We start from the raw sequence: 20,127 nt of genomic DNA on the forward strand, positions 1-20,127 counted from the left end.
TGCGCCCTTACCCAATGCTCACGCACAGGAGTTGCCGGATGCCCCGGATCGTTGTCGACGTCATGCCCAAGCCCGAGATTCTCGACCCGCAGGGGAAGGCCATCGTGGGTGCGCTGCCCCGCCTGGGCTTCACCGCTTTCAGCTCTGTCCGCCAGGGCAAGCGCTTCGAACTGACCGTTGACGGCGAGGTGACCGAGGAGATCCTGGCCCAGGCCCGGAACGCCGCGGAAACCCTGCTCTCCAACCCGGTCATCGAAGACGTCGTCAACGTCGAGGTCGTCGAGGCCTGACATGACTGAACTTCCCCTGATCGGCGAGGCCGTTGCCGTCGCCGCACACCCCCAGCTCGCGGGGGCGAGGATCGGCGTCGTCACCTTCCCGGGCACGCTCGACGACCGCGACGCCGCCCGCGCCGTGCGCCTGGCCGGCGCCACCCCGGTGGCGCTCTGGCACGCCGACACCACCCTGGGCGACGTCGACGCCGTCGTGATCCCCGGCGGTTTCTCCTACGGCGACTACCTGCGCGCCGGCGCCATCTCGCGCTTCGCGCCGCTGATGGCCAAGGTCATCGACGCGGCCAACTCGGACGCCAAGCTGCCGGTCCTCGGCATCTGCAACGGTTTCCAGATCCTCACCGAGTCGCACCTTCTGCCCGGCTCGATGATCAAGAACGACCACCTGAAGTTCCTGTGCCGCGACCAGGTCCTGCGGGTCGAAAACAACACGACCGACTGGACCCGGGATTACGCCGCCGGCCAGGAAATCACGGTGCCGCTGAAGAACCAGGACGGCCAGTACATCGCGGATGAGAAGACCCTCGACGCGCTGGAAGCCGAGGGCCGCGTGGTGTTCCGCTACGTCGGTTGGAACCCGAACGGCTCCCGCCGCGACATCGCCGGCATCTCCAACGCCGCCGGCAACGTCGTCGGCCTCATGCCGCACCCCGAGCACGCTGTCGAGCCGGGCTTCGGTCCGGAGGCCGGCTCCGGCACCGAGGGCCTCGGCTTCTTCACCTCTGTCCTGAACAAGATCGTGGGAGACAACAAATGACGGACACACCCGCAGTGGCGGCGCCCGCGGAGACCGCCAGGAAGTTCAACATCGACACCGTGGAGAACGCGGCCCGGACCCCGGACACCGAACTCCCCTGGGCCGAGCTGGGCCTGAAGCAGAACGAGTTCGACGAGGTGGTCAAGGTCCTCGGCCGGCGCCCGACCGGCGCCGAGCTCGCCATGTACTCGGTGATGTGGAGCGAGCACTGCTCCTACAAGTCCTCCAAGAACCACCTGCGCCAGTTCGGCGAAAAGGTGACCGAGGAGATGAAGAAGGACATGCTCGTCGGCATCGGCGAGAACGCCGGCGTGACCAACCTGGGCGACGGCTGGGCCGTGACGTTCAAGATCGAGTCGCACAACTCGCCGTCCTTCGTTGAGCCCTACCAGGGTGCCGCGACCGGCATCGGCGGCATTGTCCGCGACATCATCTCGATGGGCGCCCGCCCGGTGGCCGTGATGGACCCGCTGCGGTTCGGCGCGATCGACCACCCGGACACCGCCCGCGTCATGCACGGCGCGGTGGCCGGCATCGGCGGCTACGGCAACTCCCTGGGCCTGCCGAACATCGGCGGCGAAATGGTCTTCGACTCCGTCTACCAGGGCAACCCGCTGGTCAACGCCCTCGCCGTCGGCGTCATGCGGCACGAGGACATCCGCCTCGCCAACGCCTCCGGCAAGGGCAACAAGGTAGTGCTGTTCGGTGCCCGCACCGGCGGCGACGGGATCGGCGGCGCCTCGGTGCTCGCCTCCGAGTCCTTCGACGACACCAAGCCGTCCAAGCGCCCCGCTGTGCAGGTGGGCGACCCGTTCGCCGAGAAGGTCCTGATCGAATGCTGCCTCGAACTGTTCAAGGGTTCCCTGGTTGAGGGCATCCAGGACCTGGGCGCGGCCGGCATTTCCTGCGCCACGTCCGAGCTGGCCTCCAACGGCGACGGCGGCATGGAAGTGGAGCTCACCTCCGTGCTGCTGCGCGACCCCACGCTGACCCCGGGCGAGATCCTGATGTCCGAGTCGCAGGAACGCATGATGGCCGTCGTCACCCCCGAGAACATCGCCGCGTTCGAAGCGGTCATGGACAAGTGGGCCGTGGAGTACTCCTGGCTGGGCGAGGTCACCGACACCGGCCGCCTGATCATCACCTGGGACGGCGAAGTGATTGTCGACGTCGACCCGCGCACCGTGGCCCACGACGGACCGGTCTACGACCGCCCGTTCGCCCGGCCCGAGTGGCAGGACACGGTCCAGGCCGACGCCTTCATCGGCTCCGTGCAGGACAGCGGCCGCCCCGCCGCCCCCGCGGAACTGGCCGCGGCTGTCACCGAGCTCGTCGCCTCGCCGAACATGTGCTCCAAGTCCTGGATCACCGACCAGTACGACCGCTACGTCGGCGGCAACACCGCTATGGCGTTCCCGGACGACGCCGGCGTGGTTCGGGTGGACGAGGAAACCGGGCTTGGCGTGGCTCTGGCCACCGACGCCAACGGCCGCTACACCTACCTCGATCCGTACCACGGCGCGCAGCTGGCCCTGGCCGAGGCATACCGCAACGTGGCCACCGCGGGCGCCGTGCCGATGGCCGTCAGCGACTGCCTGAACTTCGGCTCCCCCGAGGATCCCGACGTCATGTGGCAGCTCGCCGAAGCGATCCGCGGCCTGTCCGACGCCTGCATGGTGCTCGGCATCCCGGTCACCGGCGGCAACGTCTCGCTCTACAACCAGACCGGAACCACGCCGATCCACCCCTCCCCCGTGGTGGCCGTGCTCGGCAAGCTGGACGACGTCGCACGCCGCACGCCCTCGGGCTGGCGCGAAGACGGCCAGGCCATCTACCTGCTGGGCACGACCGCGGCGGAACTGGACGGCTCGGAATGGTCCAAGCTGCGCGGACACCTCGGCGGCCTGCCGCCCAAGGTTGACCTCGCCGCCGAACGCGAGCTCGGCGAAATCCTGATCAACGCCTCGCGCGACGGCATGGTGGACTCCGCCCACGACCTCTCCGAAGGCGGCCTCGCGGCGGCCCTCGTGGAATCCGCGTTGCGCTTCGGCGTCGGCGCCCGCATTTCGCTGCAGGATGTCATGGACCGCGACGGTGTGGACCTATTCACCGCCCTCTTCTCCGAGTCCCAGGCCCGCGCCATCGTGGCCGTGCCCCGCTCGGAGGAAATCCGGTTCAAGGACATGTGCACCGCCCGCGGCTTCGAGCACGTCCGGATCGGCGTCGTCGATGCCGAGAGCGGCACGCTGGAAATCAACGGCGTCGACCCGCTGCGCCTGGACGCACTCCGCGAAGCCCACGAGGGGACGCTGCCGAAGTACTTCGGCTAACCCCTCCTCTCCATCGACTGCTCCGTAACTGCCCTTTTGAGCCCTCAAAACGGCGGTTACGGAGCAGTCGTTTTGGTTTTAACCCCGGGGCGCCAGCCGGCCTGAATGAGCGCGGTCCGGACCTTGGCCACCGCGGCCTTGGCGTCATCGGCCATGTGGCGCTTGGAAATCCTGACCTCCGTCCAGCCGAGCGCCGTGTAGCGCTCCGACCTGGATATGTCGCGGACAATCTGCCCCTCATCGCCGTGGTGTTCACCCTCGTACTCGACGCCGACCCGGTACTTCCGGAAAGACAGGTCGGGTTCGTGGTGGTTCATGCCGGCGTCGTCGATGATCGGCACGTTCAGCTCCGGTTCCGGCAGGCCGGCCCGGACGAGGGCAAGCCGCAGCAAGGTCTCCTGCGGCGAATCCGATCCGACGCGGATCAGCTCCAGGGCCTCCCGCGCCTTGCGGATCCCTCGTTTTCCCCGGTGCCGGTCGATCATCCGCTGCAGATCCTCGATGTTGCACAGCGGCAGGTCCCTGCCATCGAACTCACGCCGCGGCACCCGGACGCAACTGTCGCCGGCCACTACGAGTTCGTCGACGGTCAGCATTTCGGCCAGGTCCAGCCAGGTGCGCTCCGGGGTGGTGAGCGGAATTCCGTCAAGCACCGTGATCTCGTCGTCGTAGAGCTTCATCCGGTGAACGATGACGTGCGGCCGGTTGAGATGGGCCGCACCTTCGGGCCTGATCACGTGGTACATCGCGGGTCCCTCCTTTGCTCGACGCGCCGGAAGCGAACCAAGCTCCGCCGCAGTGAGGTGCGATGCGGCGCACCGCTCATTGACCTCAATGAAAGGCCGCACACAGACGCTCAGCGGAAGGCGCGGCGTCGGGTCCGCGGAACGAATGCCCCTGCCCAGCGCGGCGAGCGAGCGGTGGCGGAGCCGCTTGGGCGACACCCCCGCGTCCGAGGCCTCGGCAGTGGTGAAAGGACGGCCCCGAAACTCATCCGGCAGTGGACGCGCGGTTTTCATGGCTTCATCAGAGCAGAAACCGGCCGAGGCCGCGGAAGTTATCCACACCCCCCGATCGATTGCTCCGCAAGTGCCGTTTTGAGGCCCCAAAAGGGCACTTGTGGAGCAATCGACGGGGTGGGGGTCAGTCGTCGCTGCGGAGTTCGCGCTGCCGGGCGCTGAGCAGCTCAAGTTCCGGCCGGGCGGCCATGAAGCGTTCGACGGCGGCAAGCACCTCGATCAGATGCGCCCGGTCCGCCGCGACCAGCCCGACGCCGATCACGGTTCGCCGGTACTGGTCGTGCAGTCCGGCCTCGGTCACGGACACCTCGAAGCGTCGCTTGAGCTCGGCCAGCACCGGGCGGACCACGGAGCGCTTCTCCTTCAGGCTGTGCACGTCGCCAAGGAGGACATCGAATTCAATCCAGCCGATCCACATGCCCATATTTTCCCACCCATTGCTCCCCACCGGCTCCCTAGCCTCGCAAGCTCGGCCAGAGAACCCTGCCGGCGTGGGCCCAACGGCCCTTTTGGGGTCTCAGAAGGGCCGTTACGGAGCAATAGATTCAGGAGTTGACGGCCTAAATGGTGAGTTCGCCCATCCGATCCCAGCCTTCGCCGTCGAGCTGGCGGCTGATGATCCGGGGCGTTTCCGCCAGGGCCTGCGGCATGTCGGCCATGGCCTGCTTGAAGTGGGCGCTGTTGACGTGGTCGCCCGCGGCGTCGTCCTTGAAGGCCTCGACCAGGACGAACTCGTTGGGGTCTTCTACGCTGCGGGACCAGTCGAACCACAGGTTGCCGGGCTCCTGCCGGGTGGCCTGGGTGAAGTCCTCCACGAGGCCGAGCCAGCGCTCGGACCAGTCGGGCTTGACCTTGAATTTAACGACGATGAAGATCACGGCTGGGCCTTTCGGTGGGGGTAGATCGGTCTTCCATTCTTACAGTTCGGGGCGCCGCTCAGCAGGCGTCGATTGCCTCCCGGGCGCGTTCCTGCTGCTGTGGCGTGCCCACCCGTTCGGCCCACTGCTCGGCAAGCTGGAACTCGACCATGGCCTCGGCGCATCGCCCGGCCTCGTGCAGGGTCCAGCCGAGGTTGTTGTGCAGCGCCACCATCCAGCGCCGGGTCCGGGAGTCCTGCACCGTGGACGCGTACTCCAGGGCGCTGCGGGTCCACGTCTCGGCATGCGCGGCGTCAGCGATCGCCAGCATGTGCAGGGCGTCGACGGCCAGGAAATCTTCGCCGAGGTGGTCGGCAAGTTCGGCGGCCTGCTCGAACAGCGGAACCGCCATCTCCGCGTGGCCGCTCGAGTTCAGCACCCGGCCCCGCTCCAGCAGCACCCGGACGGCCACCGTGGGCTCGTCGCCGTCGATGCCGTCCAGCAGTTCGTCGGCTTCCTCATAACGGCCCTGCAGCCCGATGGCCCGGCCCAGCTGCGTGGCGAGCTCGGCCCGTTCGTCGTCGTCGAAGGTCGGATCCTCAAGCGCGGTACGGAAGCGGGTTTCCGAAAGCCCGGGATCGTCAAAGTTCCAGAATCGGTCAAGGGTCTGTTGATTCAGCATTCTCTGCTCCTCTCAGTTCACACCTGCGGCCAGTTCTTGCGCACTCCTAAGGTATCGGGAAGTGACCAGCCGGCGCGCCCGTGCCGTGATGGCGCCGCCGGCAGCATAGAACCAGTTGGCGGGAACACCGAAGGCGGTGATCTTGATCAGCACCAGGCCCTGTTCGTCGAGCGAAATTTCGAACGATTCCTCGCCGCGGACCGGGTGCCCGGGCAGGGTCCCGTAGCCGAAACCCGCCGATTGCGGGCCTCCGCCGGGGACGGGCCGGCGCACCCACACGACTTCACAGGGCGCGTTGATCCGGAACGGCCCGACGCCGAAGCCGCTCACCACCCGCGTCCCGGGGTACACGACGTCGGTCTCCGCACGGACGCGCAGCCCGGCCCGCTTGTGCAGCTGCCACGTCAGCAGTCCCTGCACGGCCCGGCGGTAGGCCGCCTCGCCGTCGCCCACATAGGCCTGGCTGACGAGGCATTCGATCCCGTCCGGCAGCGGACCGCCCTCGGTGGCCCCGATCCCCGGATAGTTCAGTTCGCCGGCCGCGATCCGCGCCGTCACGGCTGCGCCTCCCCGCGGGCGAGCCGGGCCCAGCCGAGCTGCTCCTGCTGGCGCCGGCTCAGGGTGGCGACCACGAGGTCGTAGGAGTCCTCCACCATGTCGCGGATCATGGAATCCGGCAACGAACCGTCCAGCCTGACTCCGTTCCAGTGCCGCTTATTCAAATGCCAGGCGCCGGTGATTTCGGGGTGAGCGGCCCGCAGTTGTTCGGCGAGCGCGGGTTCGCACTTCAGGCTCACGGCGAGCTCGGGCCCGTCCAATGCGGACAGCGCGAACATCTTGGCCTCGTGCCGGGCCCCGCCGGGGATGGCGGCGCGGACCTTGAAGACGGACATCTCGGGTCCGAAGGGATAGTCCTCGAAGGCGCCGGGAAAGGTCAGGCAAATCCCGCGGAGTGCTGCTGCGTCCATGCTCCCAGCCTAGCCGGGCCGGCGGCGGCCGTCAGAGGCCGAGGCGGGGCGCTTCCTGGGCCGGGCACGCGTTCATGACCACGTCCAGGCCGGCAGCTTTGGCACGTGCGGCGGCCGCTTCGTCGATGACGCCCAACTGCAGCCAGACAGCCTTCGCTCCGGCGGCGATCGCCTGGTCCACCACATCCCCCACCTTGTGCGAATTCACGAAGCAATCCACGACGTCGATCGGCTGCTTCGCCGCCGGAATGTCCGACAGCCTGGCGTAGCCCGTCTCGCCGTGCACCGGGTCCGCCGGGAGGTTGACCGGGATGATCTCCATGCCGAGCCGGTCGCGGATGTACAAGGAGGTGTCGTAGGCGGCGCGCCACTCGTTGGTGGTCAGGCCCACGATCGCCCACCTGCCCTTCGTGCGCAGGAGCCGTTCGATAACCGCGGGGTCGTTCACATGGGTCATCTGCCCAGCCTACGTCCCGCGAGGGGAGGGTCCGGGCGCAACGGGCCGGCCCGGGGCGGCAGTCCGAACAATCGGCGGGAACCCGGCGCAAAGCTGCGAGGTGTCCGAATATTACGCGCCTGATTTGGGGAAAATTCGCACTTCCGATTTAGTGGGTAATGACCATCCCGAGCGGCCGAGAGACCTGGATCGATGAAGCCGCAGCAACCCTGGTCGTCGGAGTTCCTCCCCGGAACCCGCCGATAGCAAGGTAGCGAGCCACGGGAACGGCCGGACTGACCACCCGGACCGGAGGCTCGTTCCGTAGGGTGCTACTGCCAGGACCGATGGAGTATCCCTATGTCTGCTGTCCTGTCCCCCTCCGCGCCGGTTGCGTCCGCGGACGCCTCCGTTCACGACGCCGAACGCTCGGCGGCCCTGCCGGTGTCTTTCCGCGCCCTGCGCCGCACCTTCGGTACCGGCAGCGAGGCGCACACCGTGCTCCGCGACGTAAATTTTGACGTCCGGGCCGGTGAAGTCCTCGCCATCCTGGGCACGTCCGGCTGCGGCAAGTCCACCCTGCTGCGCGCCGCCGCCGGCCTCGACGCCCCGAGCTCCGGCACCGTCGAAATCGACGGCGTCCCGGTCCAAGGCATGGATGCCCGCTGTGCTTTCGCCTTCCAGGAGCCGCGCCTGCTGCCATGGCACACGCTCCAGGCCAACATCGCCATCGGCTTGCCCACCGGCGTCAGCGCCAAGGACGGCAAGGCCAAGGTCGCCCGGCTCCTTGAGCTCGTGGGCCTGCGGGACTTCGCCAAACACCGGCCGCGCGAGGTCTCCGGCGGCATGGCCCAGCGCGCCTCGCTGGCCCGGGCCCTGGCACGCAACCCGGGCGTGCTGCTGCTCGACGAACCCTTTGGCGCCCTCGACGCCCTGACCCGGATCAAAATGCAGGACCTGCTGCTGGAGGTCCACCGGGCCGAGCCGACCACAGTGCTGCTGGTGACCCACGACGTCGACGAAGCCCTTCAGCTCGCCGACCGCATCATCGTCCTCGGCAAGGATCCCGTTCCGGAATCCGGCGACCCGACCGCCGCGCCGGCGCCGGGTGCGACGATCGTCCGCTCCGTCGTCGTCCCCGGCGGACGGCCCCGGGACCGGGCATCGGCGGAACTGGCCCGAATGCGGGCCTCGCTTCTGGCCAGCCTCGGCGTCGACGGCCACTAGCCCCAGCTTCTTCCGCTGCCCCAGGGCCGGACGCGCGCAGCATGAGCTGCCGCGCCCACCCGCCCAACGTTCTTCTCCTCTTCCGCACCCGCTCGCACCGTTCTCAAAGGAACCTTCATGCCCTTCCGCACAGCCGCCACCCCTAAACCCACCCGCCGTTCGCTCCTCACCGCCGCCGCCGTTTCCGCCGCCCTGACCCTCACCGGCTGCGTCGCCGGCGAAGGCTCCGGCCAGGCTGCCGCCGGCTCGGCAGGCGGCGCGGCGGCAAGCAACACGCTGAACATCGATTTCGCCACCTACAACCCGCTCAGCCTCGTGATCAAGAAGAAGGGCTGGCTGGAGTCCGCCCTCAAGGACCAGGGCGTCACCGTCAACTGGGTCCAGTCCGCCGGGTCCAACAAGGCCAACGAAGCGCTGCGCTCCGGCGCGATCGACGTCGGCTCCACCGCCGGTTCCGCCGCCCTGCTGGCACGGGCGAACGGTTCGCCGATCAAGGCCATCGACATCTTCTCCCAGCCGGAGTGGGCAGCCCTGGTGACCAAACCCGGCAGCGGGATCACCAAGGTCGCCGACCTCAAGGGCAAGTCCGTGGCCGCGACCAAGGGAACCGACCCGTACTTCTTCCTGCTGCAGTCCCTGTCCGAGGCCGGCCTGTCCGCGAAGGACGTCACGGTGCAGAACCTGCAGCATGCCGACGGCCGCACCGCGCTGGAAAACGGCTCCGTTGACGCCTGGTCGGGCCTGGACCCGATCATGGCCGGAGCGGAGCAGAAGGGCGCCAAGCTCTTCTACCGGAACCTCTCCTTCAACACCTACGGCTTCCTGAACGCCACGGAATCCTTCCTGAAGGACAAGCCGAAGCAGGCGCAGGCTGTCGTCAATGCCTATGAGAAGGCCCGCGCCTGGGCGGCCGCGAACCCGGGCGAGACCGCGCAGATCCTGGCCGACGCGGCCGGGCTGGACCTGGCCGTCGCCAAGACCGTCGTGCTGCAGCGCAGCAACCTCGACGTCGACCCGGAACCGGGTGAAGCCCAGCGCAAGGTCCTCGCGAAGATCGGCCCGAGCTTCGTGGAGACCGGGGACGTGAAGAGCCAGAAGCAGATCGACGACGCCGTCGGCTCGCTCCTCGATGACTCGCTGGTGAAGAAGGCGGATGCCTCCGCCATCAAGGATTCCTGATGACACGCCTCGGAATCCCCACCCTCACCAGCAACAATGTTGCGGACGGGCGCGCTGCAGCCGTCCCCGCAACTCCAGCAGACGCCGCCCGGCCGGACTCCCCCGAAACGGGCGCAGGCGGCTCCCCGGCGAACGGATGGTCCCCCGCCGGGATCCTGGCCAACGGCTGGGCGCGTCTGCTCCTTGGATTGATCATTCCCGTTGCCGTGCTCAGTGCCTGGCAGCTCACCACGGCCGCCGGAGTGTTCAGCGCGGTCCAGCTTCCGCCGCCAGGCATGGTCATGGAGGCCGGCCTGGACCTGCTCCAGCGCGGGCAGCTCGGCCAGCACATTGCGATCTCCACCCAGCGCGTGCTGATCGGCTTCGCGGCCGGGGCGGCACTGGGACTCGTATTCGGGTCACTGGTGGGCCTGTCCCGGTTCGCCGAGGCCCTGCTTGCGCCAACAATTGGCGCGCTCCGGGCCGTGCCGTCGCTCGCCTGGGTGCCGCTGCTGATCCTCTGGATGAAGATCGGCGAGGACTCCAAGATCACGCTGATCCTGATCGGCGCGTTCTTCCCGGTCTTCACCACGGTTTCGCTGGCCCTGCGCCACGTGGACCGGAACCTCGTTGAAGCCGCGCGGGCGTTCGGACTCAAGGGCATAAAGCTGCTGACCACGGTCCAGCTACCGGCCGTCGTGCCGGCCGTGTTCTCCGGGCTCCGGCTCGCCCTGGCCCAGGCCTGGCTGTTCCTCGTGGCGGCGGAATTGATTGCCTCCTCGATGGGCCTGGGCTTCCTGCTCACGGACTCGCAGAACAACGGCCGCACGGACCGGCTCCTGCTCGCCATCGTGCTGCTCGCCGTGATCGGCAAGATCACCGACGCCCTGCTGGGACAGGCGGAGAAGTGGGCGGTGAAACGATGGGCGTAACCCTGAACGAAACCGCAACGCCGGCCCCGCGGAGCAATGCCCCGGATACAGACGCCGAACGCATCGCATTCTGGGAAGCGGCCGCCCTGCGGCTGGACTGGGAACAGGCGCCCGGCGAATCTTCCAGCACCGAGAAGCCCTGGCACACCGCACACCGGTTCCTGCCGGCGGACCCGGAGGCCGGGACGGGACCGGAGATCAGCTGGTTCGACGGCGGGAAGCTCAACGTCGCCTACAACTGCGTCGACCGCCATGTAGCGGCGGGACGCGGGGACAAGGTGGCGCTGTACTTCGAGGGCGAACCGGGCGACCGCCGCACCATCACCTACGCGCAGCTGCAGCGCGAGGTGGCCCAGGCCGCGAACGCCCTGCTGGGCCTCGGCATCGGCAAGGGCGACCGCGTGGTCATCTACCTTCCGGTGATCCCCGAGACGGTGGTCATCACCCTGGCCGTGGCCCGGATCGGCGCCATCCACTCGCTCGTCTTCGGCGGCTTCTCCGCAGAAGCCCTGAAATTCCGGGTGGAGGACACCGGTGCCAAGCTGCTGGTCACCACCGACGGGCAGTTCCGCCGCGGCGTGGCGGTCCCGGTGAAGGGGAACGCGGACGCCGCCGTCGCCGGGGACAACGCGATCGAGCACGTGCTCGTGGTCAACCGCACCACAGCGTCCGAAGATTTGGACAGCGTCCCGATGACCGCAGGCCGCGATGTCTGGTGGCACGACGCCGTCGGGCGGGCCTCCGATGTCCACGAAGCCGAGGCGTTCGACGCCGAGACGCCGCTGTTCATCATGTACACCTCCGGGACCACCGGGAAGCCCAAGGGCCTGGTCCACACCTCCGGCGGCTACCTCACGCAGGCCTCGTGGAGCTTCGAGCACCTCTTCAGCAATCCGGATCCGTCCCTCCGCGAACAGGACGTGCACTGGTGCACGGCGGACCTCGCCTGGGTCACCGCCCACACCTACGAGCTTTACGGTCCGCTCTCCAACGGGGCCACCCAGGTGATCTTCGAGGGCACCCCCAACACCCCGCACCCGGGCCGGCACTTCGAAATCATCGAACGATACGGGGTCACGCAGTACTACACCGCACCCACCCTGGTCCGCTCGCTGATGGGCTGGTTCCCGGACGGAGTCCCCGCGAGCTACGACCTCTCCTCGATCCGTCTGCTCGGCACCGTCGGCGAAGCCGTCAACCCTGAAGCCTGGCGGTGGTTCCGGGACAACGTGGGCGCCGGCACCGCCCCGGTGGTGGACACCTGGTGGCAGTCCGAGACCGGGGCCACCATCCTCTCCCCGGCCCCGACGGACGCGGACTTCAAGCCCGGCTGCGCAGCACGGCCGCTGCCGGGCGTCGGCACCCGGGTCGTGGACGAGGCGGGCGACACCGTTCCGCCCGGAGTCCACGGTTTCATCGTGGTGGACGCCCCCGGCCCCGCCATCGCCCGGACCGTGTGGGGCAACCCGCAGCGCTACTACGACTCGTACTGGCGCCAGTACGCCGAACAGGGCTGGTTCCTCGCCGGCGACGGCGCCAAGTACGACGACGACGGCGACATTTGGATCCTCGGGCGGGTGGACGACACGCTCAACGTCTCCGGGCACCTGCTCTCCACGATCGAGATCGAATCGGCCCTCGTGTCCCACCCGGACGTGGTGGAGGCCGGGGTGTGCCCCGTCGCGGACCCGAAGACCGGCCACGCGATCGTGGCGTTCGTGGTCCTTCGGGAATCGGCGGAGGGAATCACCGCCGATTTGAAGGCTTGGGTCGGAGAAAAGATCGGGCCGATCGCGAAGCCGCGCGACGTCGTCGTCGTCCCCGATGTGCCGAAGACCCGCAGCGGGAAGATCATGCGCCGGCTGCTGACCCAGCTGTTCGAGGGAAGCCCCCTCGGCGACACAACCTCGCTGCAAAACGAACCATCCATCGCGGACATCCAGGATGTCCTACGACTCCGAAACACCCAGAAGTAAGGAACACCCATGACTGACATCAGCAACGTCGCCCGTCTTTCCGAGCCCCTCAAGTTCGCCTACTGGGTCCCCAACGTTTCCGGCGGACTGGTGGTCTCCACGATCGAACAGCGCACCGGCTGGGACTTCGAATACAACAAGAAGCTCGCCCGGATCGCCGAGAACTCCGGCTTCGAATACGCCCTGACCCAGACCCGGTACGCCGCCTCCTACGGTGCCGACAAGCAGCACGAGGCCACCTCCTTCAGCCTCGCCCTGCTGGCCGCCACCGAGCGGCTCAAGGTGATCTCGGCCGTCCACCCGGGCATGTGGCACCCCGGCGTGCTGGCGAAATACATCATCACCGCGGACCACATCTCCAACGGCCGGGCCGCCGTGAACATCGTCTCCGGCTGGCTCAAGGCCGAGTTTGAAAACTTCGGCCTCGAATGGCTCGAACACGACGAGCGCTACGTCCGCACCGAGGAGTTCATCCGGGTGCTGCGCGGGCTCTGGACCGAGCAGGAGTACAGCCAGGCCGGAAAGTACTACAACATCACCGACTTCACCCTGCAGCCGGCCCCGGTGGACGTACCGGGCCGCGCGCACCCGGAGATCTTCTTCGGCGGCAACTCCACCGCGGCGCAGGCCACCGCCGGACGCGTCGCCGACTGGTACTTCTCCAACGGCAAGGACCTGGAGGGCTTCAAGGACAACATCGCCGGCGTCGTGGCCGCGGCTGGCGACACCAAGCGCGGGACCGAAGGCGCCCTCGCTGCCCCGAGGTTCGGCCTGAACGGCTTCGTCATTGCCCGCGATTCCGAGAAGGAAGCCCGGGACACCCTGCGCGAGATCGTCGCGAAGGCACACAAGCCCGCCGTCGAAGGGTTCCGCGACGCGGTCCAGGAGGCCGGGGCGTCCACCAAGGATGGCAAGGGAATGTGGGCCGACTCGAGCTTCGAGGACCTGGTCCAGTACAACGACGGCTTCAAGACCCAGCTGATCGGCACCCCGGAGCAGATCGCCGAGCGGATCGTGGAGTACAAGAAGATCGGCGTGAACCTGTTCCTTACCGGCTACCTTCACTTCCAGGAAGAGGTCGCGGCGTTCGGTACCGAGATCCTGCCGATCGTGCGCGAACTCGAGGCGGACCTGGCCCGCAAACACGGCGTCGAACTCGACTTGTCCCTCACCCCGGCGGCCGGCGGCGCCACCAGCAAGCTGGTGAACGCGTAATGGCTGACCGCAAATTCGGTTTCCGCACCCGCTCCCTGCACGCCGGCGGCACCCCCGACGCCGAACACGGCGCCCGGGCCGTGCCGATCTACCAGACCACGTCCTTCGTGTTCAAGGACACCCAGGACGCCGCCAACCTGTTCGCCCTGCAGAAGTACGGCAACATCTACTCCCGGATCGGCAACCCCACGGTGGCCGCGTTCGAGGAGCGCATCGCCTCGCTGGAGGGCGGCATCGGCGCGGTCGCCACGTCCTCGGGCATGGCCGCGGAGTTCATCACTTTTGCCGCGCTCACCCAGGCCGGCGACCATATCGTCGCGGCTTCCCAACTTTACGGCGGCACGGTGACCCAGCTGGACGTGACCCTGCGCCGCTTCGGCGTGGAGACCACATTCGTCCCCGGCACCGACCCTGCGGACTACGCCGCCGCGGTCCGGGACAACACCAAGGCGATCTTCGTGGAGGTGGTGGCCAACCCGTCCTCGGAGGTCCAGGACCTCGAGGGGCTAGCGAAGGTGGCACACGACGCCGGCATCCCGCTCGTCGTCGACGCCACCCTGAGCACCCCGTACCTCGTGCGGCCGATCGAACACGGGGCAGACATCGTGATCCATTCCGCCACCAAGTTCCTCGGCGGCCACGGCACCACCCTCGGCGGCGTGATCGTCGAAAGCGGGCGCTTCAACTGGGGCAACGGCAAGTTCCCCACCATGACCGAACCCGTGGCCTCCTACGGAAACGTCTCCTGGTGGGGGAATTTCGGCGAATACGGCTTCCTCACCAAGCTGCGCTGCGAACAGCTGCGCGACATTGGCCCCGCGCTGTCCCCGCAGTCCGCGTTCCAGCTGCTGCAGGGCGTGGAGACGCTCCCGCAGCGGCTGGATGAACACCTGAAGAACGCCCAGGCGGTGGCCGAGTGGCTCGAAGCCGACGAGCGTGTGGCGTACGTGAACTACTCCGGCCTGCCCTCACACCCGCACTTCGACCGGGCGCGGAAGTACCTCCCGCTGGGACCGGGCTCGGTGTTCTCCTTCGGTGTGAAGGGCGGCCGGGCCGCGGGGCAAAAGTTCATCGAGTCCCTACAGCTGGCCTCGCACCTCGCCAATGTGGGCGACTCGCGGACCCTGGTGATCCACCCGGGCTCCACGACCCACCAGCAGCTCAGCCCGGCGCAGCTCGAATCCGCCGGCATTCCGGAGGATCTGGTCCGGATCTCGGTCGGCCTGGAGGACCTCGACGACATCCTCTGGGACCTCGATCAGGCCTTGGACGCGGCGACGGAAGAGCCCGCCACGGAAGCACTTTCCGCTGACGCCTGCACGATCGGAGCAAACGCATGAGCACCCAGGAAACCCGCACCTGGACCGGCCCCTCCGCGCCGGAACGCCTGAACCTGCTGCGCCAGGCCCGGTCGATCGCCATTGTCGGCGCCTCGGACAAGCCGTCCCGGGCCAGTTACTTCGTGGCGACGTACCTGCAGTCCTCCACCCGGTACAAGGTGTACTTCGTGAACCCGGTGGTGAAGGAAATCCTGGGCGAGCCGACGTACGCCTCGCTTGCCGAGCTGCCGGAGAGTCCGGACATCGTGGACGTGTTCCGCAAGCATGACGACCTGCCCGGCGTCCTCGACGAAGCCATCGCAGCCGGCGCCAAGACGCTTTGGCTGCAGCTGGGCTCGTGGCACGAGGACGTCGCGAAGGAAGCCGAGGCCGCCGGTCTCGACGTCGTGATGGACCGCTGCGTGAAAATTGAGCATGCCCGCTTCCACGGCGGGCTGCACCTGGCCGGCTTCGACACCGGCGTCATCTCCTCCAAGCGGCAGGTCCTCGCCTAGTCGGAGCCGCCCGCCAGCGACCGGCCCGCATTTGTTGCCAACAAATGCGGGCCGGTCCCGGCTTAACCGCAGAGAGCCTGAACAGCCCGCCGCCGGCTTGTGATCGAATGGGCGGATGATGCATCGCGTGGTGGTCGCTGCCCTGCTGGGCCCACAGGGAATCCTGCTGTGCCGCAGGAATTCAACCGCCAAGGCTTACCCCGGCAAGTGGGACCTGCCCGGAGGGCACATCGAGGGCGGTGAATCCGCCGTACAGGCACTGGTCCGTGAACTCCGCGAGGAGCTGGGGATCACCGTGCCGCCGCCCGGGGCGGGGCCGTCGTTCCAGCTCAGCAAGGGTGACGGCGGCTCCGGCTCGCTGCTGCTGCAGGGCTGGGCGCTCAGGGACTGGGAGGGTATTCCCTACAACCGCGCGCCCGAAGAGCACACCGAAATCGGCTGGTTCGGAATCGAGCAGGCGCTCGCCCTGGACCTGGCCCACGACGCCTATGCCGAGGCGTTTCCGAGGTGGCTTAGCGCCTAGGCCCAGGTTACGGCTTGGGGGTCGGGAAAGCCGTGGGGAGTCCGGGAAGTACGGGCGACGTCGGCACCGGGGCGGGCGCAAGCCCCCGGCCATTGCGGCCCGGGGTCCCGGGGGTCACGGGACGGTGCGACGGGGCGGGAAGCACGCCGTGGCGGCCGACGGCGGGAGGCGTGGCGACGGGGCCGGCGTGCTTCGGGACAGCCGCGGTTGCCGCGGCAGAGGGCTCTGCCGGATGCGTCGCAACGGAGGACGTGCCAGCCGGAACCGGAGCCGGGGCAGCCGGCAGATCGGACGGGGTGGGGCCGGAAGGGACCGGGGTCCGGGTGGGTGCTGCGGGCTGGAAAATGACACCCAGGGTGTGGCCCACGTTCGCGCGGAAGTCTTGGCTGGACGCTGCCACGGCGCCGGCGCCGAGGCTCATTGCACCGATCACGGCACCTCCGATGAGGGCCATCCGGCGCTTACGGCCGCCCCGACGGTCGGCCAGGCTGACCACGCCGTCGGGAAGGTCCTCCGCTGCGCCGTCCGGTACGGCGGACGTGGCAACCGGATCGGCTGAACCGGCGGTGAGCAGCGCGGCGAGGTCCGCGCGCGGGGCAGGCGCCTGCTCCGGCACCAGGGCGCGGAGCTGTTCCAGGGTGCTGCGGAGTTCGGTGGCAGCTTCAAGGCCGGAGTCACGGAGCATCGCCTGGATGCTGCCATCCTGCTGGGGTTCGCGCGTGCCGGTCATGATGCTGCGTGGTCCTTTTCGGTTACGAGTTCGCGCAGGGCACTGAGCCCGCGCCGCTGAAGCTGTTTGATGGCACCGGGGGTCTTGCCCATGATGCCGGCCACCTGATCGATGGAGAGGTCTGCGACGATCCGCAGAACCAGGACTTCCCGTTGCTCCTCGTTGAGCCGGGAGAGAGTGTGTGAAAGGCCGCCCAGCGATCCGAGCGCCTCATCCTCGGCGGAGGCGGAGTGCCTCGCGTCATTCAAGGGGTCATACTCGGCCAGCTGCGGCGTCCGTTCGGAACGACGGTAATGGTCGACGAGCCGGGCGTGGGCGACGGAGAAGATGAAAGTCCGCAAACCCGTGCGGCCGCCGGTGACGTTGGCCAGTTTCGGCAGGACGTCCACGAAGACATCCTGGGTGAGGGCCTCGGCGTCGTCGACGCCCTTGGCCCGGAAGTAGCCGAGCACCGCCGGGGACATCACGGTGTAAACGGCGCTGAATCCTGACGGGTCGCCAGCCAGAGCTGCTGACAGTTCGTCATCGCTCAGCTGGTCTGCCAAGAGGCTTTCCTTCCGTTACTGCTGGGGTGCGGCCCCCGATAGTCTAGCGGCCGCACCCCATCGCCTCCGAAGAGAAGCGTTCGTGCTTACTTGTCGAGCTTCGGCTGCTCGACCGACGGGACGGCCGGTACAGCCTTCGTTGCCGGGGTGCCCTTGGCGGCCGGGACGGCCGGGGTCGCAACGGTCACGCCGGCGTGGGCCTTGGCCTCGGCAGCGCCCTTGGCGTTGGCGGCGCCGTCGACGGCTACGCCGTCCTTGTCAGCGGAAACGGAGCCCTCGATGGAACCCTCGGTACCTTCGACATCGGCGTCGCCCTTGGCGGAGCCATCGGTGTTCGGGGTTGCCGGTGCGGCCGGAACGGCCGGGGTGGCGGGGGCGGCAGGCAGTTCCGGGGTTGCCGGAGCAGCCGGAACGGCGGGGGTGGCGGGCGTAGCGTGGTTCACTTCAGCCTGCTGCGTGCTGGACATCTGGGCCGCGTTGGCCAGGCCGATTCCGGAGAAGCCTCCCACTGCGAGAATGGCGGCGCCGACAGCGATCTTGGTGGTCTTGCTAACACTCTTCATGAAAAACGTACATCCTTTGATTGTTTGAAGGCTGGCCGGCGCCTGATGGGGGCAGGCGCCAGCCGGCACTTACGGTCGGAGTCCTGTCGGCACCTGATGGGGGCAGGTACCCGTCGGATCTCTCTCGAAGTCCCCGGCGCCTGATGGGGCAGGCACCGGTCGGATCTTTCGCGGCAAGGCCGGCCGGGCTTGATGGGGGGACCAAGGCTCCGGGCGACGCTTACAAAGGAGTAATCGCTGGGGCGCCCCGAAAGGTTACGCAGCAATCGAAAATTCTTTTCTTCTTTTGATTCCGGCTCTGCGCGGCGCCTGAACTTACGCGTTAACGACGACGGCGGCGGGCCACCCTTGAAGGTGACCCGCCGCCGTCGTGCGCCGGTTAGCGAGGCTCTAGTCGTTGATCAGGTCGTTGACCACGATGGTCTGGTCCCGGTCCGGGCCGACGCCGATCGCGGAGAAACGGGTGCCGGAGAGCTTCTCAAGGGCCAGCACGTAGTTACGGGCGTTCTCCGGCAGGTCGTCCAGGGTGCGGGCGCCGGTGATGTCCTCGGTCCAGCCTTCGAAGTATTCGAAGATCGGCTTGGCGTGGTGGAACTCGGTCTGCGTCATCGGCATTTCGTCGTGGCGCACGCCGTCGACGTCGTAGGCGACGCAGACAGGGATCTGTTCGATACCGGTGAGCACGTCCAGCTTGGTGACGAAGTAGTCGGTGAAGCCGTTCACGCGCGAGGCGTGGCGCGCCAGCACGGCGTCATACCAGCCGCAGCGGCGCGGGCGGCCGGTGTTGACGCCGAACTCGCCGCCGGTCTTCTGCAGGTACACGCCCATCTCATCGAACAGCTCCGTGGGGAACGGGCCGGCGCCGACACGGGTGGTGTAGGCCTTGATGATGCCGATGGAGCGCGAGATCCGGGTAGGGCCGATGCCCGAGCCCACGGACGCGCCGCCGGCGGTCGGGTTGGAGGAAGTCACGAACGGGTAGGTGCCGTGGTCGACGTCCAGGAACGTGGCCTGGCCGCCCTCCATGAGCACCACCTTGCCCTCGTCCAGCGCCTTGTTCAGCACGAAGGTGCTGTCAATGACCAGCGGGCGCAGGCGTTCGGCGAAGGAGAGGAAGTAGTCCACGACCTCGTCCACTTCGATGTCCCGGCGGTTGTAGACCTTGACCAGCAGCTCGTTCTTCTGCCGCAGCGAGCCTTCGACCTTCTGGCGCAGGATGGACGCGTCAAACACGTCCTGCACCCGGATGCCGAGTCGGGCCACCTTGTCCATGTAGGCCGGGCCGATGCCGCGGCCCGTGGTGCCGATCGCGCGGCTGCCGAGGAACCGTTCGGTGACCTTGTCCAGCACCTGGTGGTAGGGCGCCACGAGGTGGGCGTTCGCGGAGACGCGCAGCTTGGAGGTGTCCGCGCCGCGGGCTTCGAGGCCGTCGATCTCCTGGAACAGGGCTTCAAGGTTCACCACGCAACCGTTGCCGATCACCGGGACTGCGTTCGGGCTCAGGATGCCGGCCGGAAGGAGCTTCAGCTCATACTTCTCACCGCCTACGACGACGGTGTGCCCGGCGTTATTGCCGCCGTTGGGCTTCACGACGTAGTCGACGCGGCCGCCGAGCAGGTCGGTGGCCTTACCTTTGCCCTCGTCGCCCCATTGGGCTCCGACGATCACGATTGCTGGCATGGGATCCTCCCCCATTCGTTCGGGCCGAGCCCCGGTTGATTCGCCGGCTGATTCACCAGGTAGTCATCGCAGCTCAACGCCGTTCATGAGAATGCCCCGAATCTACCGCTGTAGCTCAGTACCACTACGATCTATGCCAGCAACGCCAGAGTCCGGGGCTCTTACCACCCAAGTTTAGCCGAAAACGGTGGACGGCACCGTTTTCGGCTCCCTGCGTGGACGCTGCGACACATAGCGGGCATGACTTGCGGTCCGGCCACGCGTGGAATTAAGTGAGAGTGACCATCCCGAGCGGCCGAGGGACCTGGACCGTTGACGCCGCAGCAACCCTGCCGTTCCGGCCCGCCCTTGGCGGACGCCGTGTGCCGGCACCGGTGCTACCGCCAGGACCGATGGAAAGGA

Annotated in this window: 22 protein-coding genes; 11 read left to right on the forward strand and 11 right to left on the reverse strand. The window is 67.9% G+C overall.

Features of this window, described 5'->3' with window-relative positions; translation table 11 throughout:
• Positions 1–38: 38 nt before the first annotated feature.
• Genes purS through purL form a run of 3 tightly spaced genes read left to right on the forward strand, consistent with a single transcriptional unit; the run spans position 39 to position 3,380 of the window.
• Positions 39–290 (forward strand): phosphoribosylformylglycinamidine synthase subunit PurS, encoded by a 252-nt coding sequence (gene purS / locus AC1DNC_RS03130; protein ID WP_011690410.1) that lies wholly within the window; start codon positions 39–41, stop codon positions 288–290.
• A 1-nt stretch (position 291) separates the two neighbouring features.
• A complete protein-coding gene (gene purQ, locus AC1DNC_RS03135; RefSeq protein WP_476861104.1) occupies positions 292–1,050 on the forward strand; it encodes a phosphoribosylformylglycinamidine synthase subunit PurQ in 759 nt (252 codons plus the stop codon).
• A complete protein-coding gene (gene purL, locus AC1DNC_RS03140; RefSeq protein ID WP_476861105.1) occupies positions 1,047–3,380 on the forward strand; it encodes a phosphoribosylformylglycinamidine synthase subunit PurL in 2,334 nt (777 codons plus the stop codon). Before purQ ends, purL begins: the two co-directional genes overlap by 4 nt.
• A 56-nt stretch (positions 3,381–3,436) precedes the next feature.
• Here the strand turns inward: purL and AC1DNC_RS03145 are convergent, their stop codons facing one another.
• From AC1DNC_RS03145 to AC1DNC_RS03175, 7 genes are all read right to left on the reverse strand, one after another.
• On the reverse strand, positions 3,437–4,126 hold the full coding sequence (locus AC1DNC_RS03145; RefSeq protein WP_476861106.1) for a hypothetical protein: 690 nt from the start codon (positions 4,124–4,126) through the stop codon (positions 3,437–3,439).
• A gap of 397 nt (positions 4,127–4,523) precedes the next feature.
• Positions 4,524–4,817 carry a DUF503 domain-containing protein gene (locus AC1DNC_RS03150; protein WP_476861107.1) on the reverse strand — a complete coding sequence of 98 codons (294 nt, stop codon included), beginning with the start codon at positions 4,815–4,817 and terminating at the stop codon, positions 4,524–4,526.
• A gap of 142 nt (positions 4,818–4,959) precedes the next feature.
• Complete coding sequence (locus AC1DNC_RS03155; protein WP_476861108.1) at positions 4,960–5,277, reverse strand: putative quinol monooxygenase; 318 nt, start codon at positions 5,275–5,277, stop codon at positions 4,960–4,962.
• A 58-nt stretch (positions 5,278–5,335) separates the two neighbouring features.
• On the reverse strand, positions 5,336–5,938 hold the full coding sequence (locus AC1DNC_RS03160) for a hypothetical protein (protein ID WP_476861109.1): 603 nt from the start codon (positions 5,936–5,938) through the stop codon (positions 5,336–5,338).
• Between the two features lie 12 nt (positions 5,939–5,950).
• Positions 5,951–6,496 carry a DUF1990 family protein gene (locus AC1DNC_RS03165; protein WP_476861110.1) on the reverse strand — a complete coding sequence of 182 codons (546 nt, stop codon included), beginning with the start codon at positions 6,494–6,496 and terminating at the stop codon, positions 5,951–5,953.
• On the reverse strand, positions 6,493–6,906 hold the full coding sequence (locus tag AC1DNC_RS03170) for an MmcQ/YjbR family DNA-binding protein (RefSeq protein WP_476861111.1): 414 nt from the start codon (positions 6,904–6,906) through the stop codon (positions 6,493–6,495). Before AC1DNC_RS03170 ends, AC1DNC_RS03165 begins: the two co-directional genes overlap by 4 nt.
• A 31-nt stretch (positions 6,907–6,937) precedes the next feature.
• Positions 6,938–7,363 carry a CoA-binding protein gene (locus tag AC1DNC_RS03175; RefSeq protein WP_476861112.1) on the reverse strand — a complete coding sequence of 142 codons (426 nt, stop codon included), beginning with the start codon at positions 7,361–7,363 and terminating at the stop codon, positions 6,938–6,940.
• Between the two features lie 339 nt (positions 7,364–7,702).
• Between AC1DNC_RS03175 and AC1DNC_RS03180 the strand changes: the two genes are divergently transcribed.
• From AC1DNC_RS03180 to AC1DNC_RS03215, 8 genes are all read left to right on the forward strand, one after another.
• Entirely contained in the window at positions 7,703–8,569 is an 867-nt protein-coding gene (locus AC1DNC_RS03180; RefSeq protein ID WP_476861113.1) for an ABC transporter ATP-binding protein, read from the forward strand.
• A 117-nt stretch (positions 8,570–8,686) separates the two neighbouring features.
• Positions 8,687–9,748 carry an aliphatic sulfonate ABC transporter substrate-binding protein gene (locus AC1DNC_RS03185; protein ID WP_476861114.1) on the forward strand — a complete coding sequence of 354 codons (1,062 nt, stop codon included), beginning with the start codon at positions 8,687–8,689 and terminating at the stop codon, positions 9,746–9,748.
• On the forward strand, positions 9,748–10,659 hold the full coding sequence (locus AC1DNC_RS03190; RefSeq protein ID WP_476861115.1) for an ABC transporter permease: 912 nt from the start codon (positions 9,748–9,750) through the stop codon (positions 10,657–10,659). The genes AC1DNC_RS03185 and AC1DNC_RS03190 overlap by 1 nt, the downstream gene beginning before the upstream one ends.
• Positions 10,650–12,635, forward strand: a complete 1,986-nt coding sequence (gene acs, locus AC1DNC_RS03195; protein WP_476861580.1) for an acetate--CoA ligase — start codon at positions 10,650–10,652, stop codon at positions 12,633–12,635. Before AC1DNC_RS03190 ends, acs begins: the two co-directional genes overlap by 10 nt.
• Before the next feature lie 9 nt (positions 12,636–12,644).
• The gene (sfnG, locus tag AC1DNC_RS03200) at positions 12,645–13,850 is read left to right on the forward strand and encodes a dimethylsulfone monooxygenase SfnG (protein ID WP_476861116.1); all 1,206 of its coding nucleotides are present in this window, start codon (positions 12,645–12,647) and stop codon (positions 13,848–13,850) included.
• A complete protein-coding gene (locus AC1DNC_RS03205) occupies positions 13,850–15,190 on the forward strand; it encodes an O-acetylhomoserine aminocarboxypropyltransferase/cysteine synthase family protein (RefSeq protein WP_476861117.1) in 1,341 nt (446 codons plus the stop codon). The genes sfnG and AC1DNC_RS03205 overlap by 1 nt, the downstream gene beginning before the upstream one ends.
• Positions 15,187–15,684: a CoA-binding protein gene (locus AC1DNC_RS03210; protein WP_476861118.1), complete on the forward strand. Its 498-nt coding sequence runs from the start codon at positions 15,187–15,189 to the stop codon at positions 15,682–15,684. Before AC1DNC_RS03205 ends, AC1DNC_RS03210 begins: the two co-directional genes overlap by 4 nt.
• A 115-nt stretch (positions 15,685–15,799) precedes the next feature.
• Complete coding sequence (locus tag AC1DNC_RS03215; protein ID WP_476861119.1) at positions 15,800–16,207, forward strand: NUDIX domain-containing protein; 408 nt, start codon at positions 15,800–15,802, stop codon at positions 16,205–16,207.
• A 7-nt stretch (positions 16,208–16,214) separates the two neighbouring features.
• Here the strand turns inward: AC1DNC_RS03215 and AC1DNC_RS03220 are convergent, their stop codons facing one another.
• From AC1DNC_RS03220 to AC1DNC_RS03235, 4 genes are all read right to left on the reverse strand, one after another.
• Entirely contained in the window at positions 16,215–16,937 is a 723-nt protein-coding gene (locus AC1DNC_RS03220; protein ID WP_476861120.1) for a hypothetical protein, read from the reverse strand.
• Positions 16,934–17,482: an RNA polymerase sigma factor gene (locus tag AC1DNC_RS03225; RefSeq protein ID WP_476861121.1), complete on the reverse strand. Its 549-nt coding sequence runs from the start codon at positions 17,480–17,482 to the stop codon at positions 16,934–16,936. Before AC1DNC_RS03225 ends, AC1DNC_RS03220 begins: the two co-directional genes overlap by 4 nt.
• Positions 17,483–17,568: 86 nt before the next feature.
• Complete coding sequence (locus AC1DNC_RS03230) at positions 17,569–18,045, reverse strand: hypothetical protein (RefSeq protein ID WP_476861122.1); 477 nt, start codon at positions 18,043–18,045, stop codon at positions 17,569–17,571.
• 390 nt (positions 18,046–18,435) lie between these two features.
• On the reverse strand, positions 18,436–19,725 hold the full coding sequence (locus AC1DNC_RS03235) for an adenylosuccinate synthase (protein WP_476861123.1): 1,290 nt from the start codon (positions 19,723–19,725) through the stop codon (positions 18,436–18,438).
• Positions 19,726–20,127: the final 402 nt, after the last annotated feature.

The organism is Arthrobacter sp. 01N442 (assembly GCF_056399345.1).

What these genes read in the sequence shown, in the direction of transcription:
- acs (WP_476861580.1), top strand. Translation starts at nt 10,650, where the DNA reads ATGGGCGTAACCCTGAACGAAACCGCAACGCCGGCCCCGCGGAGCAAT.
- AC1DNC_RS03220 (WP_476861120.1), bottom strand. Translation starts at nt 16,937, where the DNA reads ATGACCGGCACGCGCGAACCCCAGCAGGATGGCAGCATCCAGGCGATG.
- AC1DNC_RS03185 (WP_476861114.1), top strand. Translation starts at nt 8,687, where the DNA reads ATGCCCTTCCGCACAGCCGCCACCCCTAAACCCACCCGCCGTTCGCTC.
- AC1DNC_RS03160 (WP_476861109.1), bottom strand. Translation starts at nt 5,938, where the DNA reads ATGCTGAATCAACAGACCCTTGACCGATTCTGGAACTTTGACGATCCC.
- AC1DNC_RS03215 (WP_476861119.1), top strand. Translation starts at nt 15,800, where the DNA reads ATGATGCATCGCGTGGTGGTCGCTGCCCTGCTGGGCCCACAGGGAATC.
- sfnG (WP_476861116.1), top strand. Translation starts at nt 12,645, where the DNA reads ATGACTGACATCAGCAACGTCGCCCGTCTTTCCGAGCCCCTCAAGTTC.
- AC1DNC_RS03170 (WP_476861111.1), bottom strand. Translation starts at nt 6,906, where the DNA reads ATGGACGCAGCAGCACTCCGCGGGATTTGCCTGACCTTTCCCGGCGCC.
- AC1DNC_RS03210 (WP_476861118.1), top strand. Translation starts at nt 15,187, where the DNA reads ATGAGCACCCAGGAAACCCGCACCTGGACCGGCCCCTCCGCGCCGGAA.
- purS (WP_011690410.1), top strand. Translation starts at nt 39, where the DNA reads ATGCCCCGGATCGTTGTCGACGTCATGCCCAAGCCCGAGATTCTCGAC.
- AC1DNC_RS03180 (WP_476861113.1), top strand. Translation starts at nt 7,703, where the DNA reads ATGTCTGCTGTCCTGTCCCCCTCCGCGCCGGTTGCGTCCGCGGACGCC.
- purQ (WP_476861104.1), top strand. Translation starts at nt 292, where the DNA reads ATGACTGAACTTCCCCTGATCGGCGAGGCCGTTGCCGTCGCCGCACAC.
- AC1DNC_RS03175 (WP_476861112.1), bottom strand. Translation starts at nt 7,363, where the DNA reads ATGACCCATGTGAACGACCCCGCGGTTATCGAACGGCTCCTGCGCACG.
- purL (WP_476861105.1), top strand. Translation starts at nt 1,047, where the DNA reads ATGACGGACACACCCGCAGTGGCGGCGCCCGCGGAGACCGCCAGGAAG.
- AC1DNC_RS03150 (WP_476861107.1), bottom strand. Translation starts at nt 4,817, where the DNA reads ATGTGGATCGGCTGGATTGAATTCGATGTCCTCCTTGGCGACGTGCAC.
- AC1DNC_RS03145 (WP_476861106.1), bottom strand. Translation starts at nt 4,126, where the DNA reads ATGTACCACGTGATCAGGCCCGAAGGTGCGGCCCATCTCAACCGGCCG.
- AC1DNC_RS03205 (WP_476861117.1), top strand. Translation starts at nt 13,850, where the DNA reads ATGGCTGACCGCAAATTCGGTTTCCGCACCCGCTCCCTGCACGCCGGC.
- AC1DNC_RS03235 (WP_476861123.1), bottom strand. Translation starts at nt 19,725, where the DNA reads ATGCCAGCAATCGTGATCGTCGGAGCCCAATGGGGCGACGAGGGCAAA.
- AC1DNC_RS03230 (WP_476861122.1), bottom strand. Translation starts at nt 18,045, where the DNA reads ATGAAGAGTGTTAGCAAGACCACCAAGATCGCTGTCGGCGCCGCCATT.
- AC1DNC_RS03190 (WP_476861115.1), top strand. Translation starts at nt 9,748, where the DNA reads ATGACACGCCTCGGAATCCCCACCCTCACCAGCAACAATGTTGCGGAC.